The sequence below is a fragment of the uncultured Roseobacter sp. genome (assembly GCF_947495025.1).
Lineage (GTDB): Bacteria > Pseudomonadota > Alphaproteobacteria > Rhodobacterales > Rhodobacteraceae > Roseobacter.
The window spans coordinates 1099686-1124791 of sequence record NZ_CANLXG010000002.1; the positions used below are offsets into that span (position 1 = coordinate 1099686).

25 protein-coding genes are annotated in these 25106 nt (G+C 59.7%); 11 read left to right on the forward strand and 14 right to left on the reverse strand.

Annotated elements, in window-relative coordinates:
• The 6 genes from Q0792_RS13565 (at window position 1) to Q0792_RS13590 (ending at window position 7501) form a co-directional block, all read left to right on the forward strand.
• Complete coding sequence (locus Q0792_RS13565) at window positions 1-2448, forward strand: FAD-dependent oxidoreductase (RefSeq protein ID WP_298841473.1); 2448 nt, start codon at window positions 1-3, stop codon at window positions 2446-2448.
• Entirely contained in the window at window positions 2445-3335 is an 891-nt protein-coding gene (locus Q0792_RS13570; protein WP_298841891.1) for a homocysteine S-methyltransferase family protein, read from the forward strand. The genes Q0792_RS13565 and Q0792_RS13570 overlap by 4 nt, the downstream gene beginning before the upstream one ends.
• Before the next feature lie 12 nt (window positions 3336-3347).
• Window positions 3348-5792: an FAD-dependent oxidoreductase gene (locus Q0792_RS13575; RefSeq protein ID WP_298841475.1), complete on the forward strand. Its 2445-nt coding sequence runs from the start codon at window positions 3348-3350 to the stop codon at window positions 5790-5792.
• A 51-nt stretch (window positions 5793-5843) separates the two neighbouring features.
• On the forward strand, window positions 5844-6491 hold the full coding sequence (locus tag Q0792_RS13580) for an RluA family pseudouridine synthase (protein WP_298841478.1): 648 nt from the start codon (window positions 5844-5846) through the stop codon (window positions 6489-6491).
• 270 nt (window positions 6492-6761) lie between these two features.
• Window positions 6762-7079: a metalloregulator ArsR/SmtB family transcription factor gene (locus tag Q0792_RS13585; RefSeq protein ID WP_298841480.1), complete on the forward strand. Its 318-nt coding sequence runs from the start codon at window positions 6762-6764 to the stop codon at window positions 7077-7079.
• Window positions 7076-7501 (forward strand): SRPBCC domain-containing protein, encoded by a 426-nt coding sequence (locus Q0792_RS13590; RefSeq protein ID WP_298841482.1) that lies wholly within the window; start codon window positions 7076-7078, stop codon window positions 7499-7501. The genes Q0792_RS13585 and Q0792_RS13590 overlap by 4 nt, the downstream gene beginning before the upstream one ends.
• Window positions 7502-7563: 62 nt before the next feature.
• On the opposite strand, the gene Q0792_RS13595 is transcribed toward Q0792_RS13590, so the two are convergent.
• Window positions 7564-8991: an aldehyde dehydrogenase family protein gene (locus Q0792_RS13595; protein WP_298841484.1), complete on the reverse strand. Its 1428-nt coding sequence runs from the start codon at window positions 8989-8991 to the stop codon at window positions 7564-7566.
• A gap of 150 nt (window positions 8992-9141) precedes the next feature.
• On the opposite strand from Q0792_RS13595, the gene Q0792_RS13600 reads away from it, so the two are divergent.
• Window positions 9142-9795 carry a peroxiredoxin gene (locus Q0792_RS13600; protein ID WP_298841486.1) on the forward strand — a complete coding sequence of 218 codons (654 nt, stop codon included), beginning with the start codon at window positions 9142-9144 and terminating at the stop codon, window positions 9793-9795.
• A gap of 60 nt (window positions 9796-9855) precedes the next feature.
• On the opposite strand, the gene Q0792_RS13605 is transcribed toward Q0792_RS13600, so the two are convergent.
• The 12 genes from Q0792_RS13605 to rbfA form a co-directional block, all read right to left on the reverse strand.
• Complete coding sequence (locus Q0792_RS13605; protein WP_298841489.1) at window positions 9856-11109, reverse strand: SGNH/GDSL hydrolase family protein; 1254 nt, start codon at window positions 11107-11109, stop codon at window positions 9856-9858.
• A 176-nt stretch (window positions 11110-11285) separates the two neighbouring features.
• Window positions 11286-13424 (reverse strand): polyribonucleotide nucleotidyltransferase, encoded by a 2139-nt coding sequence (gene pnp / locus Q0792_RS13610; protein ID WP_298841492.1) that lies wholly within the window; start codon window positions 13422-13424, stop codon window positions 11286-11288.
• Window positions 13425-13603: 179 nt separating this feature from the next.
• The gene (locus tag Q0792_RS13615) at window positions 13604-14422 is read right to left on the reverse strand and encodes a polyhydroxybutyrate depolymerase (RefSeq protein ID WP_298841494.1); all 819 of its coding nucleotides are present in this window, start codon (window positions 14420-14422) and stop codon (window positions 13604-13606) included.
• A gap of 82 nt (window positions 14423-14504) precedes the next feature.
• Window positions 14505-14930, reverse strand: a complete 426-nt coding sequence (locus Q0792_RS13620; RefSeq protein WP_298841497.1) for an ion channel — start codon at window positions 14928-14930, stop codon at window positions 14505-14507.
• A 64-nt stretch (window positions 14931-14994) separates the two neighbouring features.
• The gene (locus Q0792_RS13625) at window positions 14995-15585 is read right to left on the reverse strand and encodes a LysE family transporter (RefSeq protein ID WP_298841498.1); all 591 of its coding nucleotides are present in this window, start codon (window positions 15583-15585) and stop codon (window positions 14995-14997) included.
• A 117-nt stretch (window positions 15586-15702) separates the two neighbouring features.
• On the reverse strand, window positions 15703-15972 hold the full coding sequence (gene rpsO / locus Q0792_RS13630; protein ID WP_298841500.1) for a 30S ribosomal protein S15: 270 nt from the start codon (window positions 15970-15972) through the stop codon (window positions 15703-15705).
• A gap of 167 nt (window positions 15973-16139) precedes the next feature.
• On the reverse strand, window positions 16140-16817 hold the full coding sequence (locus Q0792_RS13635; protein WP_298841502.1) for a hypothetical protein: 678 nt from the start codon (window positions 16815-16817) through the stop codon (window positions 16140-16142).
• 84 nt (window positions 16818-16901) lie between these two features.
• Entirely contained in the window at window positions 16902-17423 is a 522-nt protein-coding gene (locus Q0792_RS13640; RefSeq protein ID WP_298841503.1) for a DUF1643 domain-containing protein, read from the reverse strand.
• 96 nt (window positions 17424-17519) lie between these two features.
• Entirely contained in the window at window positions 17520-18008 is a 489-nt protein-coding gene (locus Q0792_RS13645; RefSeq protein ID WP_298841505.1) for a hypothetical protein, read from the reverse strand.
• 186 nt (window positions 18009-18194) lie between these two features.
• A complete protein-coding gene (gene truB, locus Q0792_RS13650; RefSeq protein ID WP_298841507.1) occupies window positions 18195-19106 on the reverse strand; it encodes a tRNA pseudouridine(55) synthase TruB in 912 nt (303 codons plus the stop codon).
• An 80-nt stretch (window positions 19107-19186) separates the two neighbouring features.
• Complete coding sequence (locus tag Q0792_RS13655; protein ID WP_298841509.1) at window positions 19187-19930, reverse strand: phosphodiester glycosidase family protein; 744 nt, start codon at window positions 19928-19930, stop codon at window positions 19187-19189.
• Window positions 19927-20352 carry a 30S ribosome-binding factor RbfA gene (rbfA, locus tag Q0792_RS13660; RefSeq protein WP_298841893.1) on the reverse strand — a complete coding sequence of 142 codons (426 nt, stop codon included), beginning with the start codon at window positions 20350-20352 and terminating at the stop codon, window positions 19927-19929. Before rbfA ends, Q0792_RS13655 begins: the two co-directional genes overlap by 4 nt.
• Window positions 20353-20438: 86 nt before the next feature.
• Here rbfA and dapB point away from each other — a divergent pair, with 86 nt between their 5' ends.
• On the forward strand, window positions 20439-21257 hold the full coding sequence (gene dapB, locus Q0792_RS13665) for a 4-hydroxy-tetrahydrodipicolinate reductase (protein ID WP_298841511.1): 819 nt from the start codon (window positions 20439-20441) through the stop codon (window positions 21255-21257).
• Window positions 21258-21335: 78 nt separating this feature from the next.
• On the forward strand, window positions 21336-21692 hold the full coding sequence (locus Q0792_RS13670) for a dihydrodipicolinate reductase (protein ID WP_298841512.1): 357 nt from the start codon (window positions 21336-21338) through the stop codon (window positions 21690-21692).
• 12 nt (window positions 21693-21704) lie between these two features.
• On the opposite strand, the gene Q0792_RS13675 is transcribed toward Q0792_RS13670, so the two are convergent.
• Complete coding sequence (locus tag Q0792_RS13675) at window positions 21705-21893, reverse strand: DUF1674 domain-containing protein (RefSeq protein ID WP_298841514.1); 189 nt, start codon at window positions 21891-21893, stop codon at window positions 21705-21707.
• An 84-nt stretch (window positions 21894-21977) separates the two neighbouring features.
• Between Q0792_RS13675 and Q0792_RS13680 the strand changes: the two genes are divergently transcribed.
• The gene (locus Q0792_RS13680) at window positions 21978-23243 is read left to right on the forward strand and encodes a transcription antitermination factor NusB (protein ID WP_298841516.1); all 1266 of its coding nucleotides are present in this window, start codon (window positions 21978-21980) and stop codon (window positions 23241-23243) included.
• A 92-nt stretch (window positions 23244-23335) separates the two neighbouring features.
• On the forward strand, window positions 23336-25105 hold the full coding sequence (locus Q0792_RS13685; protein WP_298841518.1) for a heparinase II/III family protein: 1770 nt from the start codon (window positions 23336-23338) through the stop codon (window positions 25103-25105).
• The last annotated feature ends 1 nt before the right edge of the window (window position 25106 follow it).

Below are 25106 nucleotides of genomic sequence, written 5' to 3' on the forward strand. Positions count from 1 at the left end.
ATGGCTGATTTTCCAACAACGGCGCGGGTCGTCATTATTGGCGGTGGGGTCGTCGGCACCTCGACACTCTATCACCTCGCCAAAGCGGGCTGGAAAGACTGTGTGCTGGTCGAAAAGAACGAACTGACCGCCGGATCCACATGGCATGCGGCGGGCAACGTGCCAAACTTTGCCGGGTCCTGGGCCGTTATGAACATGCAGCGCTACTCGGCTTCGATGTACCGTACGCTGGGCGAAGACGTGGACTATCCGATGAACTACCACGTTACCGGTGCTGTGCGTCTGGCGCATTCAAAAGAGCGGATGCAGGAGTTTGAGAAAGTGGCTGCCATGGGCCATGCACAGGGGCTGCAGATGGACATCTGCACACCCGAGGAACTGCTGCAGTACAACCCCTTTATGTCGACGCACGATCTGGCGGGTGGCATGTGGGATCCGCTCGATGGCGATATTGACCCCGCGCAGCTGACCCAGGCCCTGGCCAAGGGTGCGCGCGATGCCGGTGGGCGGATTGAGCGGTTCTGCCCCGTCACAGGCATCGACCGTGATGGCGATGAATGGATCGTAAAAACTGAAAAAGGCGACATCCGCTGCGAAAAGGTCGTGAACTGTGCGGGCTACTATGCGCAGCGCGTGGGCGAGATGTTCAAACCCTTTGGCGGACGTACCGTGCCGATGGTTGTGATGTCGCACCAGTACTTCCTGACCGAGCCGATCGCCGAGCTGGAAGCCTGGACAAAGGAGAACGGCAAAAAGGTTGCGATGATCCGCGACGTGGATATTTCCTACTATCTGCGCCAGGAGAAAACCGGCCTGAACCTTGGCCCCTATGAGCGGAACTGCAAGGCCCACTGGGTCACACCGGATGATCCGATGCCCGAGGATTTCTCCTTTCAGCTGTATCCGGACGATCTGGAGCGGCTGGAATTCTACATCGAGGATGCGATGGAGCGGTTGCCGTTGCTCGGCACTTCCGGTGTCGGGCGCAATATCAACGGTCCTATTCCTTATGCGCCCGATGGTCTGCCGATGATCGGCCCGATGCCGGGTGTGAAAAACGCGTTTGAGGGGCATTCCTTTACCTTTGGCATCGCCCAGGGCGGCGGCGCGGGCAAGGTGCTTTCGGAATGGATCATGCACGGCGAGACCGAGCTGGATATGTGGGCCGTCGATCCGCGTCGCTATACCGATTACACCGATCACGACTATTGCCTGTCCAAGGCGCTGGAAACCTATGGCCACGAATATGCGATGCATTTCCCGCATCACGAATGGCCTGCAGGCCGTGACAAGAAACTGTCGCCGGTGGACGCGAAAATCCGCGAGCAGGGCGGTCAGATGGGCGCCTATAACGGCTGGGAGCGCGCCAACTGGTTCGCCGTACCGGGCGATGACACCTCCGAGGAGGCAACGCACACATGGGGGCGCCAGGGCCCCTGGACACAGCGTGTCAAAGAAGAGGTCGAGGCCGTGCGCGATGGTGTTGGCGTGCTGGACCTGCCCGGCTTTTCCCGGTTCCGCCTGTCCGGCGAGGGAGCTGCAGAATACCTGCGCGGTATGATCGCAGGTGCGTTGCCTAAAGCGGGCCGCATGAACCTCGCCTATTTCCCGGACAGCCGCGGGCGCATCCTGACCGAGATGTCTGTCATGCGTCACGGCGAGGATGAATTCACGCTGATCACCGCCGCCCCGGCGCAGTGGCATGATTTCGAGGTTCTGAGCAAAGATCTGCCCGAAGGGCTGAGCCTCACCGATCACACGACCGAATACAGCACCCTGATCGTCACTGGCCCCAAAGTGCGCGCGCTGTTTGAAAGCATGGGCACAGAGGCAGACCTGAGTGCCAGCTGGCTGTCCATTCAGCCCGCAAAGGTTGCCGGTCTCGACTGTATGCTGGCACGGGTCTCCTTTGCCGGCGAGCTGGGCTGGGAAATCCATGCAACCAACGACGCCATCCCCGCCCTTTATGACGCTGTGCGTGGCGGCGGGGCTGTGCCCTTTGGGATGTTCGCGCTGAATTCCATGCGCATCGAAAAGGGCTATCGCGCCTGGAAGGGTGATCTGTCGACGGATTATTCGCTGCTGGAAGGCGGTATGGAGCGGTTCATCCGGTTCGACAAACCGCAGGACTTCCCCGGCAAACAGGCGCTGCTGAATGAAAAGCAGCAGGGCGTGAAAAAGCAGTTCGTGACGCTGGTTGTGAATGCGGGTGACCAGGACGCGCCCTATATGGCCCCGATCTATCACAATGGTGAGGTCGTGGGCGAGACCACCTCGGGCGACTGGGGTTACCGGGTGAACAAATCCATCGCCCTTGGCATGCTGCGCAAAGACCTGACGGTGGCTGGCACCGAGGTCGAGGTTGAAATCTTTGGTACGCGCTGCACGGCGGTCGTTCAGGAAGATCAGCCGCTCTGGGATCCGGCCAACGAAAGGATCCGTGCCTGATGGACGTCACCCTTCTCGATGGAGGCATGGGGCAGGAACTGGTGCACCGCGCCGGTGACCGCCCGACGCCGCTGTGGTCCACGCAGGTCATGGTCGATCATCCCGGGCTGGTCGGACGGGTGCATGCGGATTTTTTCGACGCCGGTGCAACCATTGCGACGACCAATACCTATGCCATTCACCGCGACAGGCTGGAAGGCACGGGAATGGAGAGTCGGTTTTCAGAACTCCATGCGGCCGCGCTCTCGGAAGCCACCGCGGCCCGGGCGCAACACGGTTCCGGCCTTATTGCGGGGTCGGTTGGTCCGTTACGTGCCAGCTACCGGCCCGATCTGCATCCCACTGCCGATGTTGCGGTACCGCTGTTTACCGAGGTTGTGCAACAACTCACCGGCACATGCGACCTGCTGCTGCTCGAAACAGTTTCCAGTGTTGCGCATGCCCGCGACGCTCTGGCAGCTGCGCGGACCAGCGACCTGCCGGTATGGCTGTCGCTGACTGTATCTGACACGGATGGCACACGTCTGCGCTCCGGCGAACCTGTCGCAGAAGCGCGCGCTGTGGCGGCGGAAGCGGATGCGGTACTGATAAACTGTTCCGCGCCTGAAGCTGTGACCCTCGGCCTTGATATCGTCAGGGATTTTGGGAAGCCGTTTGGCGGCTATGCCAATGCTTTCGAGCAGATCACAGAAGGCTTTCTGAAATCAAAACCCACAGTCGATGCTTTGCGTATGCGGCGGGATATGGGGCCACGCGCCTATGCCGGCTACGTCATGGAATGGGTTGGCAAGGGTGCCACGATTGTCGGTGGTTGCTGTGAGGTCAGCCCCGGACACATCGCAGAAATCGCACGGCGGCTGCGGGCCGCCGGACACACAATCGTTTAAAGGAAAACGCACATGGCTTTGCCTCCCTCTCACGCGCGCGTCGTCATCATCGGTGGTGGCGTCATCGGCTGTTCGGTCGCCTATCACCTGACGAAACTGGGATGGAAAGACGTGGTGCTGCTGGAGCGCAAGCAGTTGACATCCGGTACAACATGGCATGCTGCGGGCCTGATCGCGCAACTGCGTGCGACCGCCAACATGACGAAACTGGCGAAATACAGTCAGGAGCTCTATGGCAGCCTCGAGGCCGAAACCGGTGTCGCGACAGGCTTTAAACGCTGTGGGTCGATCACCGTGGCGCTGACCGGGGAACGCCGCGAAGAGATTTACCGCCAGGCCGCGATGGCCCGTGCCTTTGGTGTTGAGGTCGAGGAGATTTCGCCCACTGAGGTCAAGGAACGCTATGAGCATCTGAACATCAATGGTGTGACCGGTGCGGTCTATCTGGACAAGGACGGGCAGGGCGATCCGGCGAACATCGCCCTGGCACTGGCCAAGGGGGCCCGTCAGCGCGGTGCGCAGGTGATCGAGCGCACGCGCGTTACGGGCATCCGTAAGGAGGGTCGCAAAGTCACTGGTGTTGACTGGGAGCAGGGCGATGAGCGCGGTTTCACCGAAGCGGATATGGTGGTGAACTGTGGAGGGATGTGGGGCCACGAGGTTGGCCGCATGGCCGGTGTGAATGTGCCGCTGCATGCCTGCGAGCACTTCTACATTGTGACCGAGGCGATTGCCGGGCTGACCCAATTGCCGGTGCTGCGGGTGCCGGACGAATGCGCCTACTACAAGGAAGACGCGGGCAAGATGCTGCTGGGCGCGTTTGAGCCCAATGCAAAACCCTGGGCGATGAACGGTATTCCGGCGGATTTCGAATTCGACCAGCTGCCCGAGGATTTCGACCATTTCGAGCCCATCCTGGAGGCCGCTGTCGAGCGCCTGCCCATGCTGGCGGAAGCGGGCATCCATACGTTTTTCAACGGTCCCGAGAGTTTCACCCCCGATGATGCCTATCATCTGGGTCTGGCACCGGAGATGGATAATTTCTGGGTCGCTGCGGGCTTTAACTCCATCGGTATCCAGTCTGCGGGGGGTGCCGGTATGGCGCTCGCACAATGGATGGAGGACGGTGACAAACCCTTTGATCTCGGCGATGTGGACATCAGCCGCATGCAGCCATTCCAGGGCAACAAAACCTATCTCTTTGAGCGCTCAAAAGAGACGCTGGGCCTTCTTTATGCCGATCACTTCCCGTTCCGCCAGAAAGAGACGGCGCGGGGCGTGCGGCGCACGCCGTTCCATCAGCACCTGCTTGATCATGGCGGGGTCATGGGGGAACTGGCAGGCTGGGAGCGGGCCAACTGGTTTGCGAAACCGGGCCAGGACGCGGCCTATGCGTATTCATGGAAGCGCCAGAACTTTTTTGACAACGTGGCCGAAGAGGTTAACGCGATCCGCACCAATGTGGGCATGTACGACATGTCGTCGTTCGGCAAAATCCGGGTCGAGGGGCGCGATGCGACCGCCTTTATGAACTATATCGGCGGTGGTCAGTATGACGTGCCGGTGGGCAAGATTGTCTACACCCAGTTTCTGAACAACACTGGCGGGATCGAGGCGGATGTCACTGTGACGCGTCTGTCGGAAACCGCCTATCTGGTTGTGACCCCGGCGGCGACGCGTCTGGCAGATCAGACGTGGATGATGCGCCATGTGGGCGATTTCAATGTTGTCATAACGGATGTCACCGCGGGCGAGGGCGTGCTGGCGATCATGGGGCCGAACGCGCGGAAACTGTTGCAGTCGGTGTCGCCCAACGATTTTACCAACGATGTGAACCCCTTTGGCACCGCGCAGGAGATCGAGCTGGGCATGGGGATGGCCCGGGTACACCGGGTGACCTATGTGGGCGAGCTGGGCTGGGAGGTTTATGTCAGTTCGGACATGGCAGCACATGCGTTCGAGGTGCTGCATGCGGCGGGTCAGGAGATGGATCTGAAGCTGTGCGGCATGCATATGATGGACAGCGCACGCATTGAAAAAGGCTTCCGCCACTTTGGCCACGACATCACCTGCGAGGATCACGTGCTGGAGGCGGGCCTGGGCTTTGCCGTCAAGACGGACAAACCGGATTTCATCGGGCGCGACGCGGTGTTGCGCAAGAAGGAAGAAGGGCTGAAGAACCGTCTGTTGCAGTTCAGGCTGACGGAATCCGAGCCGCTGCTCTATCACAACGAACCGGTGATCCGGGACGGCGAGATCGTGGGCTATCTGTCGTCAGGCGCTTATGGCCACAGCCTGGGCGCAGCAATGGGCCTGGGCTATGTGCCCTGTGCGGGGGAAACTGCTGCCGAGGTGCTGGCGTCAGAGTATCACATCGACGTTGCGGGCGTCCGCGTAGAGGCCGAGGCCTCGCTGCGGCCCATGTATGACCCAAAATCCGAGCGTGTGAAGGCCTGATCACTGCAGCGTCCGGCTTGAAACCCGGGCGGGCATCTGCCACGTGAGCGCATGGATAATGCTTACTGCCCGCCCCGGGAACCCCTGGTCATTCTGCACGAGGATGCAGAGGTCCTGCTGGTCGATAAACCGGCAGGGCTGTTGTCTGTGCCGGGCAAGGGGCCGCATCTGGCCGACTGTCTGCTGAGCCGGATACAGGCCGCGTTTCCGGACGCGTTGCTGGTGCACCGGCTGGACCGGGACACATCGGGCGTGATGATCTTTGCCCTGACCCCGCACGCCCAGCGGCACCTGGGTCTGCAGTTTGAAAAGCGTATGACACAAAAAACCTATGTCGCGCGGGTCTGGGGTGTACCGCCTGAAAAAACGGGAACGGTCGACCTGCCGTTGATCGTGGACTGGCCGAACCGTCCACGCCAGATGGTGGATCACGAGAATGGCAAGCCTGCGCAAACCGACTGGCGCATGCTGAAAACGGACGGTCAGACGTCGCGCATGCGCCTGCAGCCGCGCACAGGGCGCAGCCACCAGCTGCGTGTTCATATGCTGTCTCTGGGGCATCCGATTCTGGGCGATCCCTTTTATGCCACGGGCCCCGCGCGGGACTTTCCCCGCCTGATGCTGCACAGCGAAGAGTTGCGGTTTAAACATCCGCAGGGTGGCCGGTCGGTTAAGGTGCGGGCCAAAGCGCCGTTCTGACGAACGGGCCTGCGATAGCGTCTGACGAAATGTCCGCAGCAACAAACATCACGTAATATTTTGAAATATATGAATTTTAGTAGCGTTACGTGATCCCGGGTTTCGCATGACGATTTAAGGCTTGGTAAAACCCAGACCCGTTTTCCGGCGCGTGTCCCGTGCAGGGATGACCCTGACGTTCTGCATTTCTTTGCGGCATTGAGGACAGGCTTGACATGATACCATGTGGTTTTATAAAAGTGATACCATATGGTATTATAAGGATCTGATATGCACACACCCCAATCTGCCTTCCGCGCTCTGGCCGACCCGACGCGCCGCGACATCCTTGTCATGCTGCGCGGCCGTGATCTGTCGATCGGAGAGGTGGCAGAAAATTTCGATATGACGCGGGCGGCGGTCAAAAAGCACCTGACGGTGCTGTCTGATGGCGGGTTGATCACAACCGTGACCCGTGGCCGCGAGCGGATCAGCAGCCTCAATCCCGAAGGTATCGCACCGGTCTGTGACTGGTTCGCCTTTTTCGAAGGCTTCTGGGACACCCGCCTTGCCGCACTCAAAGATGCAATTGAAAAGGACACAGAATGACGGGACGTACTCTGAACAAAACGATTTTCCTCAAAGCGCCACGGCAGAAGGTCTGGGCGTTTCTGACAGAACCTGACCGGCTGGCTGAATGGTTTCACGCGCCGCGCGAGACGCTCGCAACCGGGAAGGATCTGAAAATGTATGGCACCACCAGCGGCGACCTTCTGATCTGGGGCGATGTGATCGAGGCACGGGCTCCCGAGTATCTGGAATATACCTTTACCGTCAAACCGATGGGGGAGGCATCAAGCCTGGTGAAATGGACGCTGAAAGAGGTGCCCGGCGGCACAGAGCTCTGTCTTGAGCACAGCGGACTGCCCGAAGTGGCAGAGGCCTTTGATCTGGTGCTGGCGCTGGATAAAGGCTGGGACAATCACTTTATGCAGATGCGCGACGCATTGCACGATCCTGTGCCTGCGTGATCTTTCGGTGATCATGATCTGCCACCCGGTTTCGCCCGGGTGGCAGTGGTTTTCCGTGCGGGTTATTCAGCCGCCCATCCGGAGACAGCTTTGATTTCGAGGAATTCCTCGAGACCGAAAACGCCGCCCTCGCGGCCATTGCCTGACTGCTTGTACCCGCCAAACGGGGAGCCCATGGCAAACCCCTGGCCGTTGGTTTCCACCATGCCAGAGCGCAGACGGCGGGCCACCCGGCGGCGTTTGTCGTCATCTTCGGTCTGGATATAATTGGTCAGACCGTAAGGCGTGTCATTGGTGATCGCGATGGCTTCTTCTTCGGTATCGAAGGGGATGATCGACAGGACCGGTCCAAAGATTTCCTCGCGTGCGATGGTCATGTCGTTGGTGACATCCGCAAAGACGGTGGGTTTCACGTAGTAGCCACGGTTCAGGCCATCCGGACGGCCCGTACCGCCGGCAACGAGGCGCGCTTCGCCCATGCCCACTTCGATCAGCTTCTGGATCTTGTTGAACTGCAGCTCAGAAACGACAGGGCCCATATGTTTGCCCTCTTCTGACGCAGGGCCAACATGAGTGGCATTCGCGGTTTCCGCTGCCATTTCCACGGCCTCGTCATAGCGCGAACGGTGTACGAGCATCCGCGTCGGTGCGTTGCACGACTGGCCCGAGTTGCGGAAACAGCGGATCGCACCCGCCTTTGCTGCCTTGGGGTGCGCGTCCTCGAAGATAATGTTGGCACCTTTGCCCCCAAGTTCCAGGCTGACGCGCTTGAGCGTGTCTGCCGCTGCCTTGGAGATTGCGATACCGGCACGCGTTGAACCCGTAAAACTGACCATGTCGACGCCGGGATGGGCGGACAGCTGGCTGCCCACGCCCGCTCCGTCTCCGTTGACCATGTTAAAGACGCCGGCCGGGAACCCCGCTTCGTGCATGAAATCTGCAAACAGCAGGCCGGAAAGCGGTGCAACTTCAGACGGTTTGAGAATTACGGTACAGCCTGTGGCAATCGCCGGAATGACCTTGAGAATGATCTGGTTCATTGGCCAGTTCCACGGCGTGATAAGCGCGCAGACGCCGATTGGCTCCAGCAGTGTCTTTTCGGTCGCTGTAAAGTCGCGCTCAAAGGAAAAGCCTTCGAAAGCCTTCAGAAAGCCGTTCATGTGCCAGGTTCCGGCACCGACCTGTTGCGCTCTGCTCAGCTCTGCCGGGGCACCCATTTCCAGAGAAATCGCCTCTGCCATTTCGTCTGCGCGCGCTTTGTACACTTCGAGCAGTTTTTCAATCAGCGCCACACGTTCTTCGCGTGGTGTCTGGGACCAGCTGTCAAAGGCGGCGCGGGCAGCTGCAACTGCTGCGTCCGTGTCTGCCTGATCTCCCAGAGAGATGACAGAGCACTGCTCTTCGGTCGATGGGTCGATGACCGGAAAGTCGTTGGCAGCAGCAGGTTTGACCCACTGCCCGTTGATATAGAAATTGCGGTGGTCGAGCATGTGGTGTCTCCGTATGTATCTGTGGGCCTGTCGTGCCGTCGCGTGCAATGTGTCACCAGCCGTGACAGGGGACAAGAGAGGGGATGTCAGCGAGGATGTTAATCGTTAAGGTTCATCCGAATCTCAACCAAGATCGCTCAGGAGTGCATTATGGGCTTGCGCATCAACGACACTGTTCCCGACTTTTCCGCCGAAACAGACCACGGCACGATCAGTTTTCATGACTGGATCGGCGACAGCTGGGCCATTCTGTTTTCCCACCCCAAGGACTTTACGCCCGTCTGCACGACCGAATTCGGCGCAGTGGCGCAGCTGGCGGATGAGTGGGAAAAACGCGGCACCAAGGTGATTGGCGTTTCAGTCGACGGCGTAGAGGATCACAAAAAGTGGAAGGGCGACATCGAAATGGTCGCCGGTACCACAGCGGGTTTCCCGATTATCGCGGACACGGGCCTTGAAGTCTCCAAGGCCTTTGACATGCTGCCGGCCGAAGCCTACCTGCCCGATGGCCGCACACCGGCCGACAGTGCCACCGTGCGCTCGGTCTTTATCATCGGGCCGGACAAACAGCTGAAACTGTCGATGACCTATCCGATGACGGTAGGGCGTAACTTTGCAGAGGTGCTGCGCGCGCTGGATGGCTTACAGATGTCTGTGGGCAACGGTGTTGCAACACCGGCCAACTGGGTTCCGGGTGAAGATGTGATCATCCCGCCAACCGTTTCAAACGAAGATGCCGCGGCAAAATTCGGAGAGTTTGAGACGGTACTGCCCTATCTGCGCAAAACAAAAGCGCCGGGCTGACAGGGCCCGATCCTGCAAACAATAAAGAAAAGCCCCGGGTGTTTCCCGGGGCTTTGATTTTCAGGCCTGGCGTTTTTTGCGTCTCGCAATGAGACCCAGCGCGCCCAGTCCTGCAGCAAGCAGCGGGAAACCCGCCGGGACAGGTACGGGCGGTAACTGATCCACAAGTGTTTCGATCACACTCCCGGCAAATGCGCGCTGTACGAAACCGGTCGGGTGCACGCTGTCGCCAAAGAAAAAGCCATCGGCCGCGGACGGATCGATTCCGATGATCTGGCCTGCATCATTCCGGACAAAAGCACAGCTGATCCCTGTGTTGGTGGTGAATGACGGGGTACAGGGCTCGAATATATTGATGCCATCCGCCGCTGCGGAAGCGAGGAGTTCTTCGAAGAAGAGATCCTGACGGAACAGCGTTGTGTGTATATCACCGCTGAGTGACGCCAGTTCATTCTCCAGCGCACTATTGAATTCGAGCGTGGCCAGCTGAGCAAAGCTGTCCGCGCCGTCCACACCGGGTGTTGGATCAAATGTCAGATACAGCCGCTGAAATTCTGCAAGAGCGATCTGGTCCGCAAGCTCCTGAGGAATGTTATCAGGATCGGTTACCTGCGCGAGAAGCGCGTTCAGCTGTGCCTCAGCCGCGGCAATACCCCATGGGCCAAAAGCGGGCGTCTGGCTGAAATCTGCGAGGTTTACGACCAGAAAATCATCAAAGCTGCTGTTGCCGGCATTCAGCGCGGTAATGTTGTCTGCAATTGCCGCTGCTGTCCTTTCCGCCAGCTCTGTTACGGTTTGCTGCAGGTTCGGAAGCAGGTTGGAAGGCTCGGACGTGCCAAAAACACCCCCGACAAGTGCCGGCAGTTGCTGAAACAGATCGTTGGCACCAAAGAGGACCGAAACAAGCGGGTTCTCACCGGGATCCCGTACAACAGCCTGGGATACAGCGACCTGACCGCCAAATGTGGAAATGGCCTCCAGCTGAGCGACAGCTGCCAGTTGCTCCGGGCCTGGATCTTCCGGAAGCCTGGCGCGGTAATCCGTCGTGTTTACCGGCCCTGCTGTTGAACCACCCAGCGCAAAGTTCTGCGTTTCACGACCAGCGGCCGCAAAGCGATCTGCCAGCAGCTCGGTCCAGACGCGTCCGGTTGAAAACCGGCCACCGAGGCTTGGCGGCGTCAGGGTGCCCAGCTTGCCATCGTCGCTCAGACTGTCGCCAAAAGCGTAATAGCTGGTGAATGGTTCTGCGCCAGGGTCAGCTGCGGCGACAGATGCGACACCGATACTGAAGGTGACGGCCAGCGTTCTGATCATTGTTACTCTCCTCCCAAAGATATTGCGACACCCTAGCCTTCTGATCGGTTTTTCGGCCTGTGACGTGGCGACGGTTAATCGGGTTACCCAGCGGCAGGTGGCGAAAATTCAGCCCGGACACGAAAAAGGGCCCCGGAAACACTCCCGGGGCCCGAATCAGCAGTTGCTTCTGAGACTTACTCTTCTGCGGGTGCCTGTTCTTTTTTGACTTCCTCGCCGGTCTCCTGATCGACGACTTTCATCGACAGGCGCACCTTGCCGCGGTCGTCAAAGCCCAGAAGTTTGACTTTCACTTCCTGACCTTCTTTCAGAACATCCGACGGATGGTTCAGGCGGCGGTTTTCGATCTGGGAGACGTGCACCAGGCCGTCGCGCTTGCCAAAGAAGTTCACGAAGGCACCAAAGTCGACGATTTTCACAACCGTACCGGTGTAGATCGCGCCTTCTTCGGGCTCGGCCACGATGGCGTGGATCATGTCATAGGCCTTCTGGATCGAGTCGCCGTTCGGGGACGCGATTTTGATCGTGCCCTCGTCGTTGATGTCGACCTTGGCGCCGGACACCTCGACGATCTCGCGGATAACCTTGCCGCCGGAGCCGATGACTTCGCGGATTTTGTCCGTCGGGATCTGCATTGTCTCGATACGTGGCGCGTGCACAGAGAAGTCTGCCGCACCGGTGATCGATTTGTTCATCTCACCAAGGATGTGCATCCGGCCGTCTTTCGCCTGTGCCAGGGCTTTCTCCATGATCTCGGGCGTGATGCCCGCGACTTTGATGTCCATCTGCAGCGACGTGATGCCGTTTTCGGTACCAGCCACTTTGAAGTCCATATCGCCCAGGTGGTCTTCGTCACCCAGAATGTCCGACAGGATCGCATAGGAGCCGTCGTCTTCGAGGATCAGACCCATGGCGACACCAGCCACCGCATTCTTGAGCGGGACACCTGCGTCCATCATGGACAGCGACCCACCGCAGACCGATGCCATCGACGAAGAGCCGTTGGATTCGGTGATCTCGGAGACCACGCGGATGGTGTAGGGGAAATCCGTTGCTGCGGGCAGAACGGCCTGGAGTGCGCGCCATGCCAGCTTGCCGTGACCGATTTCACGACGTCCGGGAGGGCCCACACGACCGGCTTCGCCGACCGAATAGGGCGGGAAGTTATAGTGCAGCAGAAAGTTGGATTTGAAGTTGCCGTGCAGCGCGTCAATGAACTGTTCATCGTCACCGGTGCCCAGCGTCGTGACCACGAGGCCCTGTGTTTCACCACGGGTAAAGAGTGCCGAACCGTGTGTCCGCGGCAGCATGCCGGTCTCACAGACAATATCGCGGATCTCGTCCGTTTTGCGGCCATCGATACGCTTGCCGGTTTTCACAACGTCGCCGCGCAGGATGGAGGCCTCAAGACCTTTCATCGCAGAGCCCAGATTTGAGTCTTCTTTCTGCTCGTCTGACAGTGCGGCCATGATGGTCTCACGGGCTGCGGAAACGGCACTGGTGCGTTCCTGCTTGTCCGTGATGGCGAAAGCGGCGCGCATCTCGGTCTCACCGGCGGCTTTCACGGCAGCGGAAAGCTCGGAGTAGTCCGCTGGCTGGAAGTCGAACGGCTCTTTCGCGGCATCCTCGGCCAGCGAAATGATCAGGTCGATCACCGGCTGGATCTGCTCATGCGCGAATTTCACCGCGCCCAGCATTTCCTCTTCGGTCAGCTCGTAGGCTTCGGATTCGACCATCATCACGGCGTCTTTGGTGCCGGCAACAACCAGGTCCAGACGCTGGTCCGGGTTCAGGCGCAGGTCCTGCATGTCGTCCACGGTCGGGTTCAGGATGTATTCGCCATCCTCAAAACCAACGCGGGCACCGGCAATCGGGCCCATGAAAGGAGCACCGGAAATGGTGAGCGCCGCAGAGGCTGCGATCATCGCAACCATATCGGGGTCGTTGACCAGGTCGTGCGACAGAACGGTACACATAACCAGCACTTCGTTTTTGAAGCCGGGGACGAACAGCGGGCGGATCGGACGGTCAATGAGACGCGCGGTCAGCGTTTCTTTTTCGGTCGGGCGCGCCTCGCGCTTGAAGAAACCGCCGGGCACTTTACCCGCGGCATAGTATTTTTCCTGATAGTGGACGGTCAGCGGAAAGAAATCCTGACCGGGTTTTTGTTTTTTGGCAAAGGTGACGTTTGCCATGACACTGGTTTCACCCAGCGTTGCAATCACCGACCCGTCCGCCTGACGGGCCACTTTTCCTGTTTCCAGCGTGAGCGTCTCTTCGCCCCACTGCATCGACTTTTTCGTTTCGTTAAACATCTACGTTTCCTGTTTCGGCCCTTTGGCCATTTCATAGAGGGCGAATTCCCCCTGACCCCGGTATCTTCTTTTGGCGGCGCTGAGGTCCGGGCGCCGGCTTTCAGATTGCCGGGGCATACACGAGATGGGGTGATTTGGAAAGGCCGCTGTGACTGTTGCTGGTCCCTGTAATTTAAGGCTCAGAGGCGGCCAGCGGCCCGCAGCATTTCCCAGGCAATCCGTATGTTTTCGGACCGGAAAGAATGCCGCCCGTCATAGAGGCAGAAACCGAGAATATCTCCGCCGTTATTGCGCCTGTTCTGACAGCGCAGGTCTGCGCTGGCGACTGTTTTCGCAGCCTTGAACCGCCCGAACTGCCGGTACATCTCCAGTGCATCAGGCACGCTGCCCTGACGCGTACCGGCGACCGCACGCCCCTCCAGCGGCACGGTCTGGTCCTTGTCGCCGTGGAAGTGAATGATGCTGGCAACGGGCCTTGAACAGGTCCGGGGAACCGGCGCCCAGAACGTGCCGGACATCGGAATGAAGCCCGCGTAATCGCCGCTCCGGTGACATGCGAGACCCCAGGTCATCATCCCGCCGGTAGAGGCTCCACTGACGACAATTCGGTCCGGATCAATCGCAAAGCGTCTGATCGCGTCTTTGCGGACGGCATCGAAATACGCGAGGGCTTTCACTCCGTCGCCACGTGCCGTGCGTGGCGCGTTTTCCTGCGACCATGAGACCCCGGCTGACTTTACCGCAATAAAGGCAACGCCAAGATCATCGGCTATCCTGCGCAGCCGCGGGTTCTGCATCGTGCCTTCGGCTGTGCCCTGCAGGCCATGTGCAAAGATCAGCGCAGGAATTCTGGACCGGCCGTCATGACCGGCGGGCATCGCAATGTAATAGTGGCGGTCGCCGATCATGCAGCGGGTGTCTTCGCCACAGGCTTGCGCCTTGCCGGCCAGAATCAGCGGGAGTGCCGTACAGAAAAGGAGGATAAGGAAAAACCGCATTGAAAATTCTCCGCTGCCGCAAAGCTCCGATGTGGCAGGCGAAACGGCAAGTCACATTCCTGTGCGCCTCTGCCCCGCGCTATCAGTCACTTTCGCCCAGTATCCTGCCAAACAGGCCCACGAGAAAGGCGGTGGTCATCCCGAACATCACAATACCGGTCACAGAAATCATCGCACCCAGAATGCGGAAGTCCGGGCTGAGTACAACGTCGCCGTAGCCGAGTGTCGTATAGGTTACGAGAGCGAAGTATATCGGCTCTTCATAGCCCTGCAGTGCACCAACCAGCCACAGAATGAAGGCACAGACATAAAGCTGGATCGTATGCGAAATCAGAGTGACCAGAAAAAGCCCGCAGATCGAAATCAGCTGATGCCGTCCGGATTTGTGCGCTGCGAAATGGTCATGGCCACGCAGGTGGGTGATCATGCGGGCGATAATCAGAATGTGGATCATCGCACAGGCCAGCAGTACAATACTGCCGAGGGTGATCTGGAGGATAACGGGCATCTGAACTCCAAAGCCATCGCGTCTGCCTCAGGTGTATAAACCGGTCCGGGCGATGTCCAATGTTTCAGGCGCTGGCAGTCGCGGCGAGCAGAACAACCAGCATCATCGATACCGCCATGGCAATGTTGATCCGACGCTGGACACGGTCTGGCAGGTTCATACGCTGAAGCGAGATACCCATCCACAGCCAGGCGAAGTGGATGGGTATCCAGATCGCATTGACGATCAGAAACTTCAGCGCAATTTCTGTTGCAATATCCGATGGCAGGAAGCCGAAGCCGGTGAACAAAGTCGTGTTTACTGCGTAGGCTTTCGGATTGATGGCCTGAAGCATAATGCCGCCGGTAATGCCGGGAGGGCGGGTGCGTTCGATAAATGCAAGGCGACTGCCTGCGAATGCGATGCTGAGTGCAATCCATGCCAGATAGGCAAGAGACGCAAAGAACAGGACAACACGCAGGCGTTCGTCGGCGAACAGAACGGCCGTAAGACCGCTCACAATCGCGAGGCATACCAGGTTGGTACCGATAAAGAGCCCCAGAACATAGCGCGTCCCCGCAGCGGCACCGAATGCAGCTCCGACACCCGCAGTGGACAGGACACCCGGGCCCGGCGTTATGATCAGAAAGAAGACAGCAGCGGCAAAAGTCAGCATCGGGCTATCATATCTGCCGGTTGCAGCGGGTAAAGCAGCTTGCGACATAACAAAAAACCGCGCCGATAAGGGCGCGGTTTCCTGTTTTCCGGTCCCGGCGCTGCGGGAAGGTGCGGATTACCTCCGCAGGCCCAGGCGTTTGATCAGGTCCTGATAACGGGCCTCATCCTTGCCTTTGACATAGTCCAGAAGCTTGCGGCGGTTGGCCACCATCTTCAGCAGACCACGGCGACCGTGGTTGTCTTTTTTGTGTGTTTTGAAGTGCTCGGTCAGCGTTGCGATGCGCGAGCTGAGAATGGCGACCTGTACTTCGGGCGACCCTGTGTCGCCTTCCTTGATCGCGAATTCCTTCATGATGCGTGCTTTTTCTTCAAGCGTGATCGACATCGGGGGCTCCTTTTCAAAAGGGTTTCAGAATGGCGCAGGCCGGGATGTCGTCCAGCTCAGGCCCATGGAGAAAGCGCAGACAGATTCTCTGTTGCGCTGCGCGCGTATAATCATCCTGTCTGGGAATGGCAAATACAGAATTCAGCGGGCTCATGCCCGGTCAGCGCTCAGGCAGGCTCAAGTCCCACAATCATTGCTGAGCTCAGGGGCACAACTGTCAGATCGGCCGCACTCAGTCCGGTATCGCCGTACACTTCGGCAACGCTCTCGCCGTTCATCATGACGTGCATCACCTCGGGGTCATGCCCGTCCGGTGCCACGGTCACTTCGGGTTCAGTCGCGCTGGCGTCGGTGTCGTCCCATACAAGTACGAGACTGTCGCGGGTGGCGTCATAGTCCATCGGTTCTGAGGCGGGACCTTCACTGACCCACTCGGCCAGTGCCAGCCAGGGGGGGAGCGCATTATCCGCGGGCAGCTCGGCATAGCTGTCGGTTGCGAATTCGATATCGCCAGGCCAGGTGCTGAAACCGTCACTGTCCTCAAATACATCAGCATCGCCGGGAAAGCCGCTGATCGTAACCGCGGGGTCGTCATGATCATTGTCCGAGATAAAGTCGTAGAGATAGTCGTCGCCATCATCGTCGCCGTATCCCAGAACTTCCTCACCGACAGTGCGTCCGGAAAAGATGTCGTCGATCTGCTGGTTCAGTCCCTCGCCGGTAATATACGGGCTTTCGTCTTCGGGCAGGCTGTCGTCTGTGTCATCCTCGAGGTCGTCCTGTGTGACCACGAAGGCTGCGGCGCCAACACCGACCATTCCCATCAGACCTGCCAACCAGAGCATATCGGTACATTCCCGGACTGTTTAACTACAGCCCGCAAAGAGCTGCCACCGAACCGGGTTTAACGGGAAAAGGCTACCTGATTGTTAACTTCTGGCCTCGGACACCCAGAGACGGGGCTGCTCCGAATAGGGCAGATAAAGTGGATGCCGCGGGTGACCCTGCTGGGTCAGGCCCAGGTGGTGCAGTGTGATGCCGGCACCGGTGAGCATGCGTGCGACTTCTGTGCCGCGTTCCCGGTGCGCGCCGTGTACTCCCCATGCGGCGATGACGTTATCGGCCCATTCTGCTACCGAGATCAGGGTTTCGTCGTTTTCCGGCCCGACCGGATGTTTCGCTTTGCGCATTTTCTGTGGATCTGTGTCGCGCCATGCGAAGATATTGGTAACGCAGAAGGCGCCATACCCAAGCGCGCGCGCACGGGCCTCGCAGCGGGCCACTGTCGGGTCGTTGTGCATCTCATCGGCAACCGATGGATTAAGCATGATAAAGTTCACCGTCCGGCCGTCACTGTCCCATGTGCGTTTCAGTTTGTACCGGTAGGCACCGCAGTCCGAATAGGCTGCTTCGGAATGTGTGTCCTCGGTGTTGTGTGTGCGGATAAACACGTGTTAACCTTTTATAAATGTTAACTTTTATTCGCCCAGAATAACAAAACTGCCGCCCCGTGGGAAGGGCGGCAGTTCATCTTTCACGCGGGTGGATCAGGCGGCAGCGGCAATCCGCCGGCGGGGCAGATCCATAACTTCACCGCGGACCTCGAGAATGGCTGCTGCGACGAGCGCATAAAGAATGTGCCCCCACAGGGCGACCCAGGTGATGCCGGTGAACCCCAGAAACGGTTTCATGCCAGCCACCAGGTGTGCCATGCCGTAGAGCGCGAATACCCAGAGCGCCGCGCCATAAACTGTGGCCGTTATGACCCAGGGCAGCTGCGGCAGGACGGCGCGCTGAAGCGGACGTGCGACGGCGTAATAGCCGACCACGTAAAAGACCAGGCCGGTCAGAACATGCAGCAGATGCGCGGCCCCGGAAGGGCTGGCGCCAAAGACAGATTTCAGAGTTGCCCCGGCGAGGCCGACCGGCGCGAGCTTTGCATATCCGAAGAGTGGGCTCAGCGACTGGCCGAATGTATCGAATGCAATCGTTGCGAATGCGCCTGCCGTAAGAATGGTGAGTGCGGTGCGTTTCATATCAGGGTCTCCATGCTGGATCAGAATTGCGTCTGACCCCGATATGAAGGTGCGCGTTGCGGCGCGCCAGATATATCACGCCGGTCTTACCCCGCGCACCGAAACCGTAACAATTCCTGTAATAAACCCCGCGTCACCGATGACGTAACCGAGAGAATTGCAACGTCCTGTAACATTAGAAACCGGTCAGTTCCCAATATTCAGTACGCGGGATGGATGCAGTTCCCCGGATCTGTAGATGCCGATCGCGACTGCGCGCCCGTCATATGAGGCCCAGGCCTCGTCTCCGTATTCCGCGTCTCCCGCCATGACCATGCCGGGATTGCCGTTCCGGAGCCGCGTGGCACCCTCGGCAGTGGCACGCAGTTCCGGCAGATCTGCCAGCGCCTCCTCCAGTGGAATGAGATGTTCGTCCAGCTCCGGCGACTTTGCCATCCTGTCGATCTCGGCAATACTCAACCCGTCGGCTGCCTCAAATGGTCCCGACCAGATGCGGCGCAGTTCCCGCACATGGCCGAAGCACCCCAGCGCCTCGCCAAGGTCGCGGGCAACTGACCTGACATACCCGCCTTTGCCGCAGACCATTTCCAGTGTGACGTGATCGGCATCGGGACGCTCCAGCATCAGGAGGCTTTCAACGAATAATGGTCGCGCGGCGATGTCCATTGCCTCCCCGTCCCGTGCGCGCTTGTATGCGCGCTCTCCGTCAATTCTGACCGCCGAGAACTGAGGCGGAACCTGCTCAATGTCACCGATGAACGCATTCAGGGCTTCTTTGATGGCGTTGTCTTCCGGGCGCGTATCCGCTTCCTGGATAACTTCTCCCTCGGCGTCATCCGTATTGGTCGCCTGGCCCAGGCGCACGGTGAATTCATAGGTCTTCAGCGCATCGGTGATGTAGGGTACTGTCTTGGTTGCCTCGCCAAGTGCCACAGCCAGAACACCGGTCGCTTCGGGATCCAGAGTACCGGCGTGACCTGCCTTTTTCGCATCCATCGCCCAGCGGACCTTGTTCACGACGGCGGTCGATGTGATGCCCGCTGGCTTGTCCACCACCAGCCATCCCGAAATGTCGCGTCCTTTGCGCCTGCGTCCCATAGAAACTCCGATGGTTACTGTCGCGCGGCTCTTACCTCAGGCGGGTCCTGCTGCCCAGACCCGGAAAGTCCTTTTTGCGCCTATTCCGCGACGGGGCTCACAACACCGACAATCGGCCCAAGTCTGAAGCCCAGGTCATTGCGCCTGATCGACGGAGCATAAAGCCGTGAAATATTGCCATCGAGAAAGAGCGCGTTCGGAAGCTGCAGGGCGTCGCGGAACAACCTGCCAAAGCTATGAAAATTTACAGGGTCGTCCGAAATGGCAAAGACCACACGCTGGCCGTCCGCCGATGTGCCGACGCCATTGCGGATATAAAGCGACGTGCTGTCAGCAAGAAAGCGCGGGTGCAGTTCACCGTCCGTCACAAGCATCGGACCGGACTGCGTGGCGTCCCGGCATCCCGGCGCACGCGCCACATAAGCCAGCGTTTCAATGACATCAGCCCGGTCTTCTCGCAGACAGAAAACCCCGTTTGGCAGAAGACCGAAATTGCCCGGTCCGGCGTTGGGAATGACACGCATCTGTTCGACACCGTCTTCGACATAGTGACCGACCGGCGCGCGGTCATCGTGATACATGCCGGCATTCATGGCAAATACGAGACGCTCACCGTTTTGCGCCAGGGCACGGTCTATGGCGAAAAACTGGCCATAAACTGCGCCGTCCTCGTTTCGCAGAAAAAGCCGCAGATCATCCCTGGCGGCATCTACCTCGCAGACGGTATATGTCGCACCGTCAAAATCGACGCTTTCACAATCGACCGCTGCTGCAGTTGTGCCTGCAGCGCCAAGGCCCAGAGCCAGCAATGCTGCCCGGATCATTCCGCCCCGCTTTCCCCGCTGTCGGGATCAGCAGCGGTGTCCCGCCGGACATCGTCACGGTTCAGCATCCGGCGGGTCTCATCCATCCGGTCAAAAGTCTCATCAAGCTGGAAACGCAGATCCGGGGCGAATTTCAACGCCAGTTTTTTGGAAACAAGGCGTCGCAACTCGCCCTTGTTGCGCGCCAGCAGGCCGATGACGTCGTCCCGCCCGGTTCCGCCCAGCGGCAGTACATAGGCGGTGGCGATCCTCAGGTCAGGTGATGTCCGCACTTCGCCCACAGTGATGGACATCCGGTTCAGATCCGGATCATGCACATCACCACGGGCCAGCACTTCGGACAGTGACCGGCGGATGAGCTCGCCCACACGCAGCTGACGTTGCGACGGCCCCGGACCATCATGAAACTTGTTCTTTCCCATGCGCATCATGTACGCCCTTCGCTGCCCTTTGCCAAGAAGGCCTGCGCGCGCTATGAGAGCGGCGGATCATCCACCGGGAGCCAGAGATGTCAGAACAGCTGAAGATCGCAATTACCGGCGTGTCAGGCCGCATGGGCCGCATGCTGGTCGGGACAATCGGTGGCTCGGACAAGGCGGTGGTCGTCTCTGCACTGGAGCGCTCGGGGCATGACTGGATCGGCAATGACCTCGGCCTGTGCACAGGCGGTCAGCCATCCGGAATTACAGTGACCGATGATGTGGATGCGGCATTTGCCGCTGCCGATGTCGTGGTTGATTTCACCGCGCCAGCCGCAACGATCGCCTTTGCTTCAGCGGCCGTGCGCGCCGGTACTGCGCATGTGATCGGAACAACGGGCATGACGGAGCAGGAGCTCAATGCGCTGTCGGCAGCCGGAGCAGGTGGTGTGACCGTACGCGCCGGCAACATGAGCCTCGGCGTAAATCTGCTGGTCCAGCTGACGAAGCGCGTCGCGGCGGCACTGGATGATGACTACGACATCGAGGTGATCGAGGCGCATCACAATCAGAAAGTTGATGCGCCATCCGGCACGGCCCTGATGTTGGGCGAGGCCGCTGCCGAAGGGCGCGGCGTATCGCTGCGGGATGTTTCCGACCGGGGTCGTGATGGCATCACCGGCGCCCGCCGGCGCGGTGACATCGGTTTTTCCGCAATCCGGGGCGGGGACATCATCGGCGAGCATGACGTGCTGTTTGCCGCGACTGGCGAGCGTATCACGCTGCGCCATGTGGCCTCGGACCGGTCGGTTTTTGCAAGAGGCGCGCTCAAGGCGGCGCTCTGGACAAAAGGCCGGCCACCCGGAGCATACGATATGCTTGATGTTCTCGGGCTTTCGTCCGGATAATCCGCGGCAAAACTTTTTTGAAACCGTTTGCGCTTCTGATGCGTATTACTCACGAGTACCCGATTACCGGAGACAAACATGCGCGCTTTTTTTGTTTCATTGCTGACCGCTGCCGCCTTTTCGGGTGCACCGGCCTTTGCTGAATTCGCGAAAATCGATGATCAGTCGGAGTTTATGAAGCTTGTCACCGGCAAAGAACTGAAGCGACCGTTTGTGAACCTTGAGGTGACTGCGGACGGTCAGATATCGGGTCGTGGTGCCGCATGGCCGGTAACCGGGAACTGGACATGGAAAGACGGGTATTTCTGCCGCGACCTTTACTGGGGCGGCGATGCGCTGGGTTATAACTGTCAGGAAGTAAAAGCCAGCGACGGCCGCATCCGCTTTACTTCGGACCAGGGACAGGGCGATTCGGCCGAGTTCCGGTTGAGGTAACCCGCTCGGCGATCAGAAATCGACCGCGATCCCTTTTTTCTCCCAGTCGCCAAAACGCACTGGTTCCGGCCCGTCCCGTCCGCCAAGCTCGGTCGGCAGTTCGAGATCTCCGGCAGCCTTGCGGCGCGCTTCCGCCTCTGCAAGCGCACGTTGCGCTGCGGGTGGCAGAGTGTCCTGGTTGGACGCTTTCTTGTCAGTCATAGAGCATCTTCCTCGTACTGGTCTTGATATACGCCGTCCTTTGGCGCAGACAACCCGTCAGATTTCCCAGATGCGAGCCCATAAATGTCACAGACCGGCCTTCCCGCGCGCAGAAGCGCAGTTTACCTGCTGGACCAGCTGCTGGGCGAAGGACGCCTGATGTCAGAACTGCTTGGCGCGGGCGTGCTCGACAGGCTGGAGCCGGAGGATCGCGCCCGTGCTGCGCGCCTGGCCCAGGACACGCTGCGCGGCCTCGAACGCGCGGACCGCATTCTGCAAAAGCACCTTTCAAAGTACCCTCCGCTGACGGTGCGCAATGCTTTGCGTGTCGCTACTGTCGAGCTGTGCCACGGTGCCGCGGGGCACGGGGTGGTAAACGCAATGGTCGAGCTTGTCTCGCGCCATAACCGCTACGCGCACCTCAAAGGGCTGACCAATGCCGTGTTGCGTAAAGTTGCAGCAGACGGGCCCGAGGCCTGGAACGCCCTGAGGGCACCACGCCTGCCCAAATGGCTGCGCGGCCCGCTCACAGAGGCCTGGGGTGCCGATGCCATGGCTGCGATGGAGGCTGCACATTTTGCCGGGGCACCGCTCGATCTGACAGCTAAAACAGACGCGGCAGCGGTGGCAGAGGCAACGGGTGGCGTGCTGCTGCCCAATGGGTCGGTGCGTGTGAAAGACGCCGGTCAGGTTTCGGCAATGCCGGGCTTTTCTGACGGTGACTGGTGGGTGCAGGATGCCGCCGCGTCGGTTGCGGTCAGCGTCCTGGACCCGCAGGCAGGCGAAAGCGTACTCGACCTTTGTGCCGCCCCTGGCGGCAAGACGATGCAGATCGCTGCGACAGGTGCTGCTGTGACGGCCGTGGACGACTCCGCCTCGCGGATGCAGCGGGTGAGTGAAAACCTTGAGCGGACGGGGCTGAAAGCGAAACTGGTTACCAGTGATGTGCGGAAAATGACGGGCACATACGACGCCATACTGCTTGATGCACCCTGTTCTGCAACCGGCACGATCCGCCGGCACCCCGACCTGCCGCACGCAAAGGACGGATCAGAATTTGGCGAACTGATCGAATTGCAGGAGCATTTCATTGACCACGCCTGGAAGTTGCTGAAACCGGGTGGCCGGATGGTTTTCTGTACCTGTTCTCTGCTGCCAGACGAAGGCGAAGTGCAGGTCGAGGAAGCACTGGCCCGTCACGCTGATATGTCATGCGATACAGCTATCCCGGCGGGTATCGACCCGGCCTGGCAGACCGAAGAAGGCGGTATCAGACTGCGCCCGGACTACTGGGCGGATGCCGGCGGAATGGACGGGTTCTATATTGCTTGTCTGCGGAAAACTGCCTGATCAAACAACGCGCGCAATCGTGCAGCGACAAACCCGGTGACTCAAAGGCGGGCGCAGGCTATCATTGCGGCAACGCGCCGGCAGAGCGCACCATGGCAGAGTATCATATGTCCGGAGCCCGCAGTTTCGCCGCAAGAAAGGTGCAGTTTCTGAACCGCTGGCACGCATCGCGTGCCGGACGGATGAAAACGCGCGCAGTTGGCTTCGTTTCTTCCCCAGAACCACGCACCATCGGAAGCTTTGCACGTGGGCGCCAGCTTATGGCCGGAAATTTCCTGTTCGCAGGCCACCTGCTGGAGCAAAAGGATGCCGAGCTCTGGGATCTGCCGGTTCCCACTGCAGAATTTGGTCAGGAACTGAACGGTTTTTCATGGCTGGATGATCTGGCTGCCGTCGGAGACGGGCCTGCGCGCGCCGCAGCACAGACATGGTTGTGGAGCTGGATTGACCGCTATGGCCGGGGTCGGGGGCCTGGCTGGACGCCGGATCTGACCGGTCGCCGGCTGATCCGCTGGATTAACCACGCGATTTTTGTTCTGCGGGGCGCCGAGTCAGAAGAAAGCCACGCATTTTATGGCAGCCTTTTTCGCCAGACTCACTTTCTGGCAAAGCGCTGGCACGGGGCAGCCCCGGGCCTGCCCAGGATCGAGGCGCTTTGTGGTCTGGTCTATGCGGGCCTGGCGCTGGAGGGTATGGAAGCGATGGCGCAGCCTGCGGTACGGGCGCTGGCCAGAGAGTGCCGGGCGCGCATCGACGATCAGGGCGGCCTGCCAACGCGTAACCCTGAAGAACTGCTCGACGTGTTCACCCTGCTGTGCTGGACGGCAGCTGCGCTGGAGGAGGCCGGGCAGTCTGTCCCGGACGAACACACCGCTGCGATTGAACGGATCGCACCGACACTCAGAACCCTGCGGCATGCCGACGGCGGGCTCGCGCGGTTTCATGGAGGCGGTCGTGGTGCAGAGGGCTGGCTGGACCATGCGCTGGCGCAGGCACGGATCCGGAACAGCCAGCCTGACGGCCTGTCGATGGGCTATGCGCGTCTGTCTGCCGGACGGACAAGTGTTGTCGTCGATGCTTCGGTGCCCCCGTCAGGCGCGGCCTCCTATAATGCGCATGCCTCGACGCTTGCGTTCGAGCTGACCTCCGGGCGCAGACCGCTTGTGGTGAACTGTGGTTCTGGTCGGACGTTTGGTGCTGAGTGGCGGCGTGCGGGGCGGGCGACCCCCTCTCATTCAACACTGGCGCTGGATGGCTATTCCAGCGCGCGGCTGGGCGAGCAGGATGCTGAAACCGGGCGCGAGCCGCTTATCGAGGGGCCAACGCGCGTCCCGATCGAAGTGGGTCATGCCAGCGACGGTCTGCGGTTTCAGAGTGGTCACAACGGTTTCGTACCAACGCACGGTCTGACACATGCGCGCACCCTTGAGATGACGTTCGATGGCCGGGGCCTGGCCGGCGAGGATATGCTGCTGGCGCTCGAGGACAGTGAAAAGCGCCGTTTCGACCGGACGATGGATGCCGCGGGTCTGAGCGGTATCGCCTTTGACATCCGGTTTCACCTGCACCCTGAGGTCGATGTTACTATTGATCTGGGGGGGGCGGCGGTCTCTATGGCGCTCAAGAGCGGCGAAATCTGGGTTTTCCGGCATGATGGCACACAGAAACTGTCGCTTGAGCCATCGGTTTATCTGGAAACCGGGCGTCTCAAGCCACGTGGGTCAAATCAGATTGTCCTTTCCGGGCGGGCTATGTCATATGCGACGCGTATCCGCTGGTCCTTGTCCAAGGCGCAGGAAACTGCCATTGGCGTGCGGGATCTCAGCCTCGATATGCCCGATCTGACTGAACTGCTGCCATAAG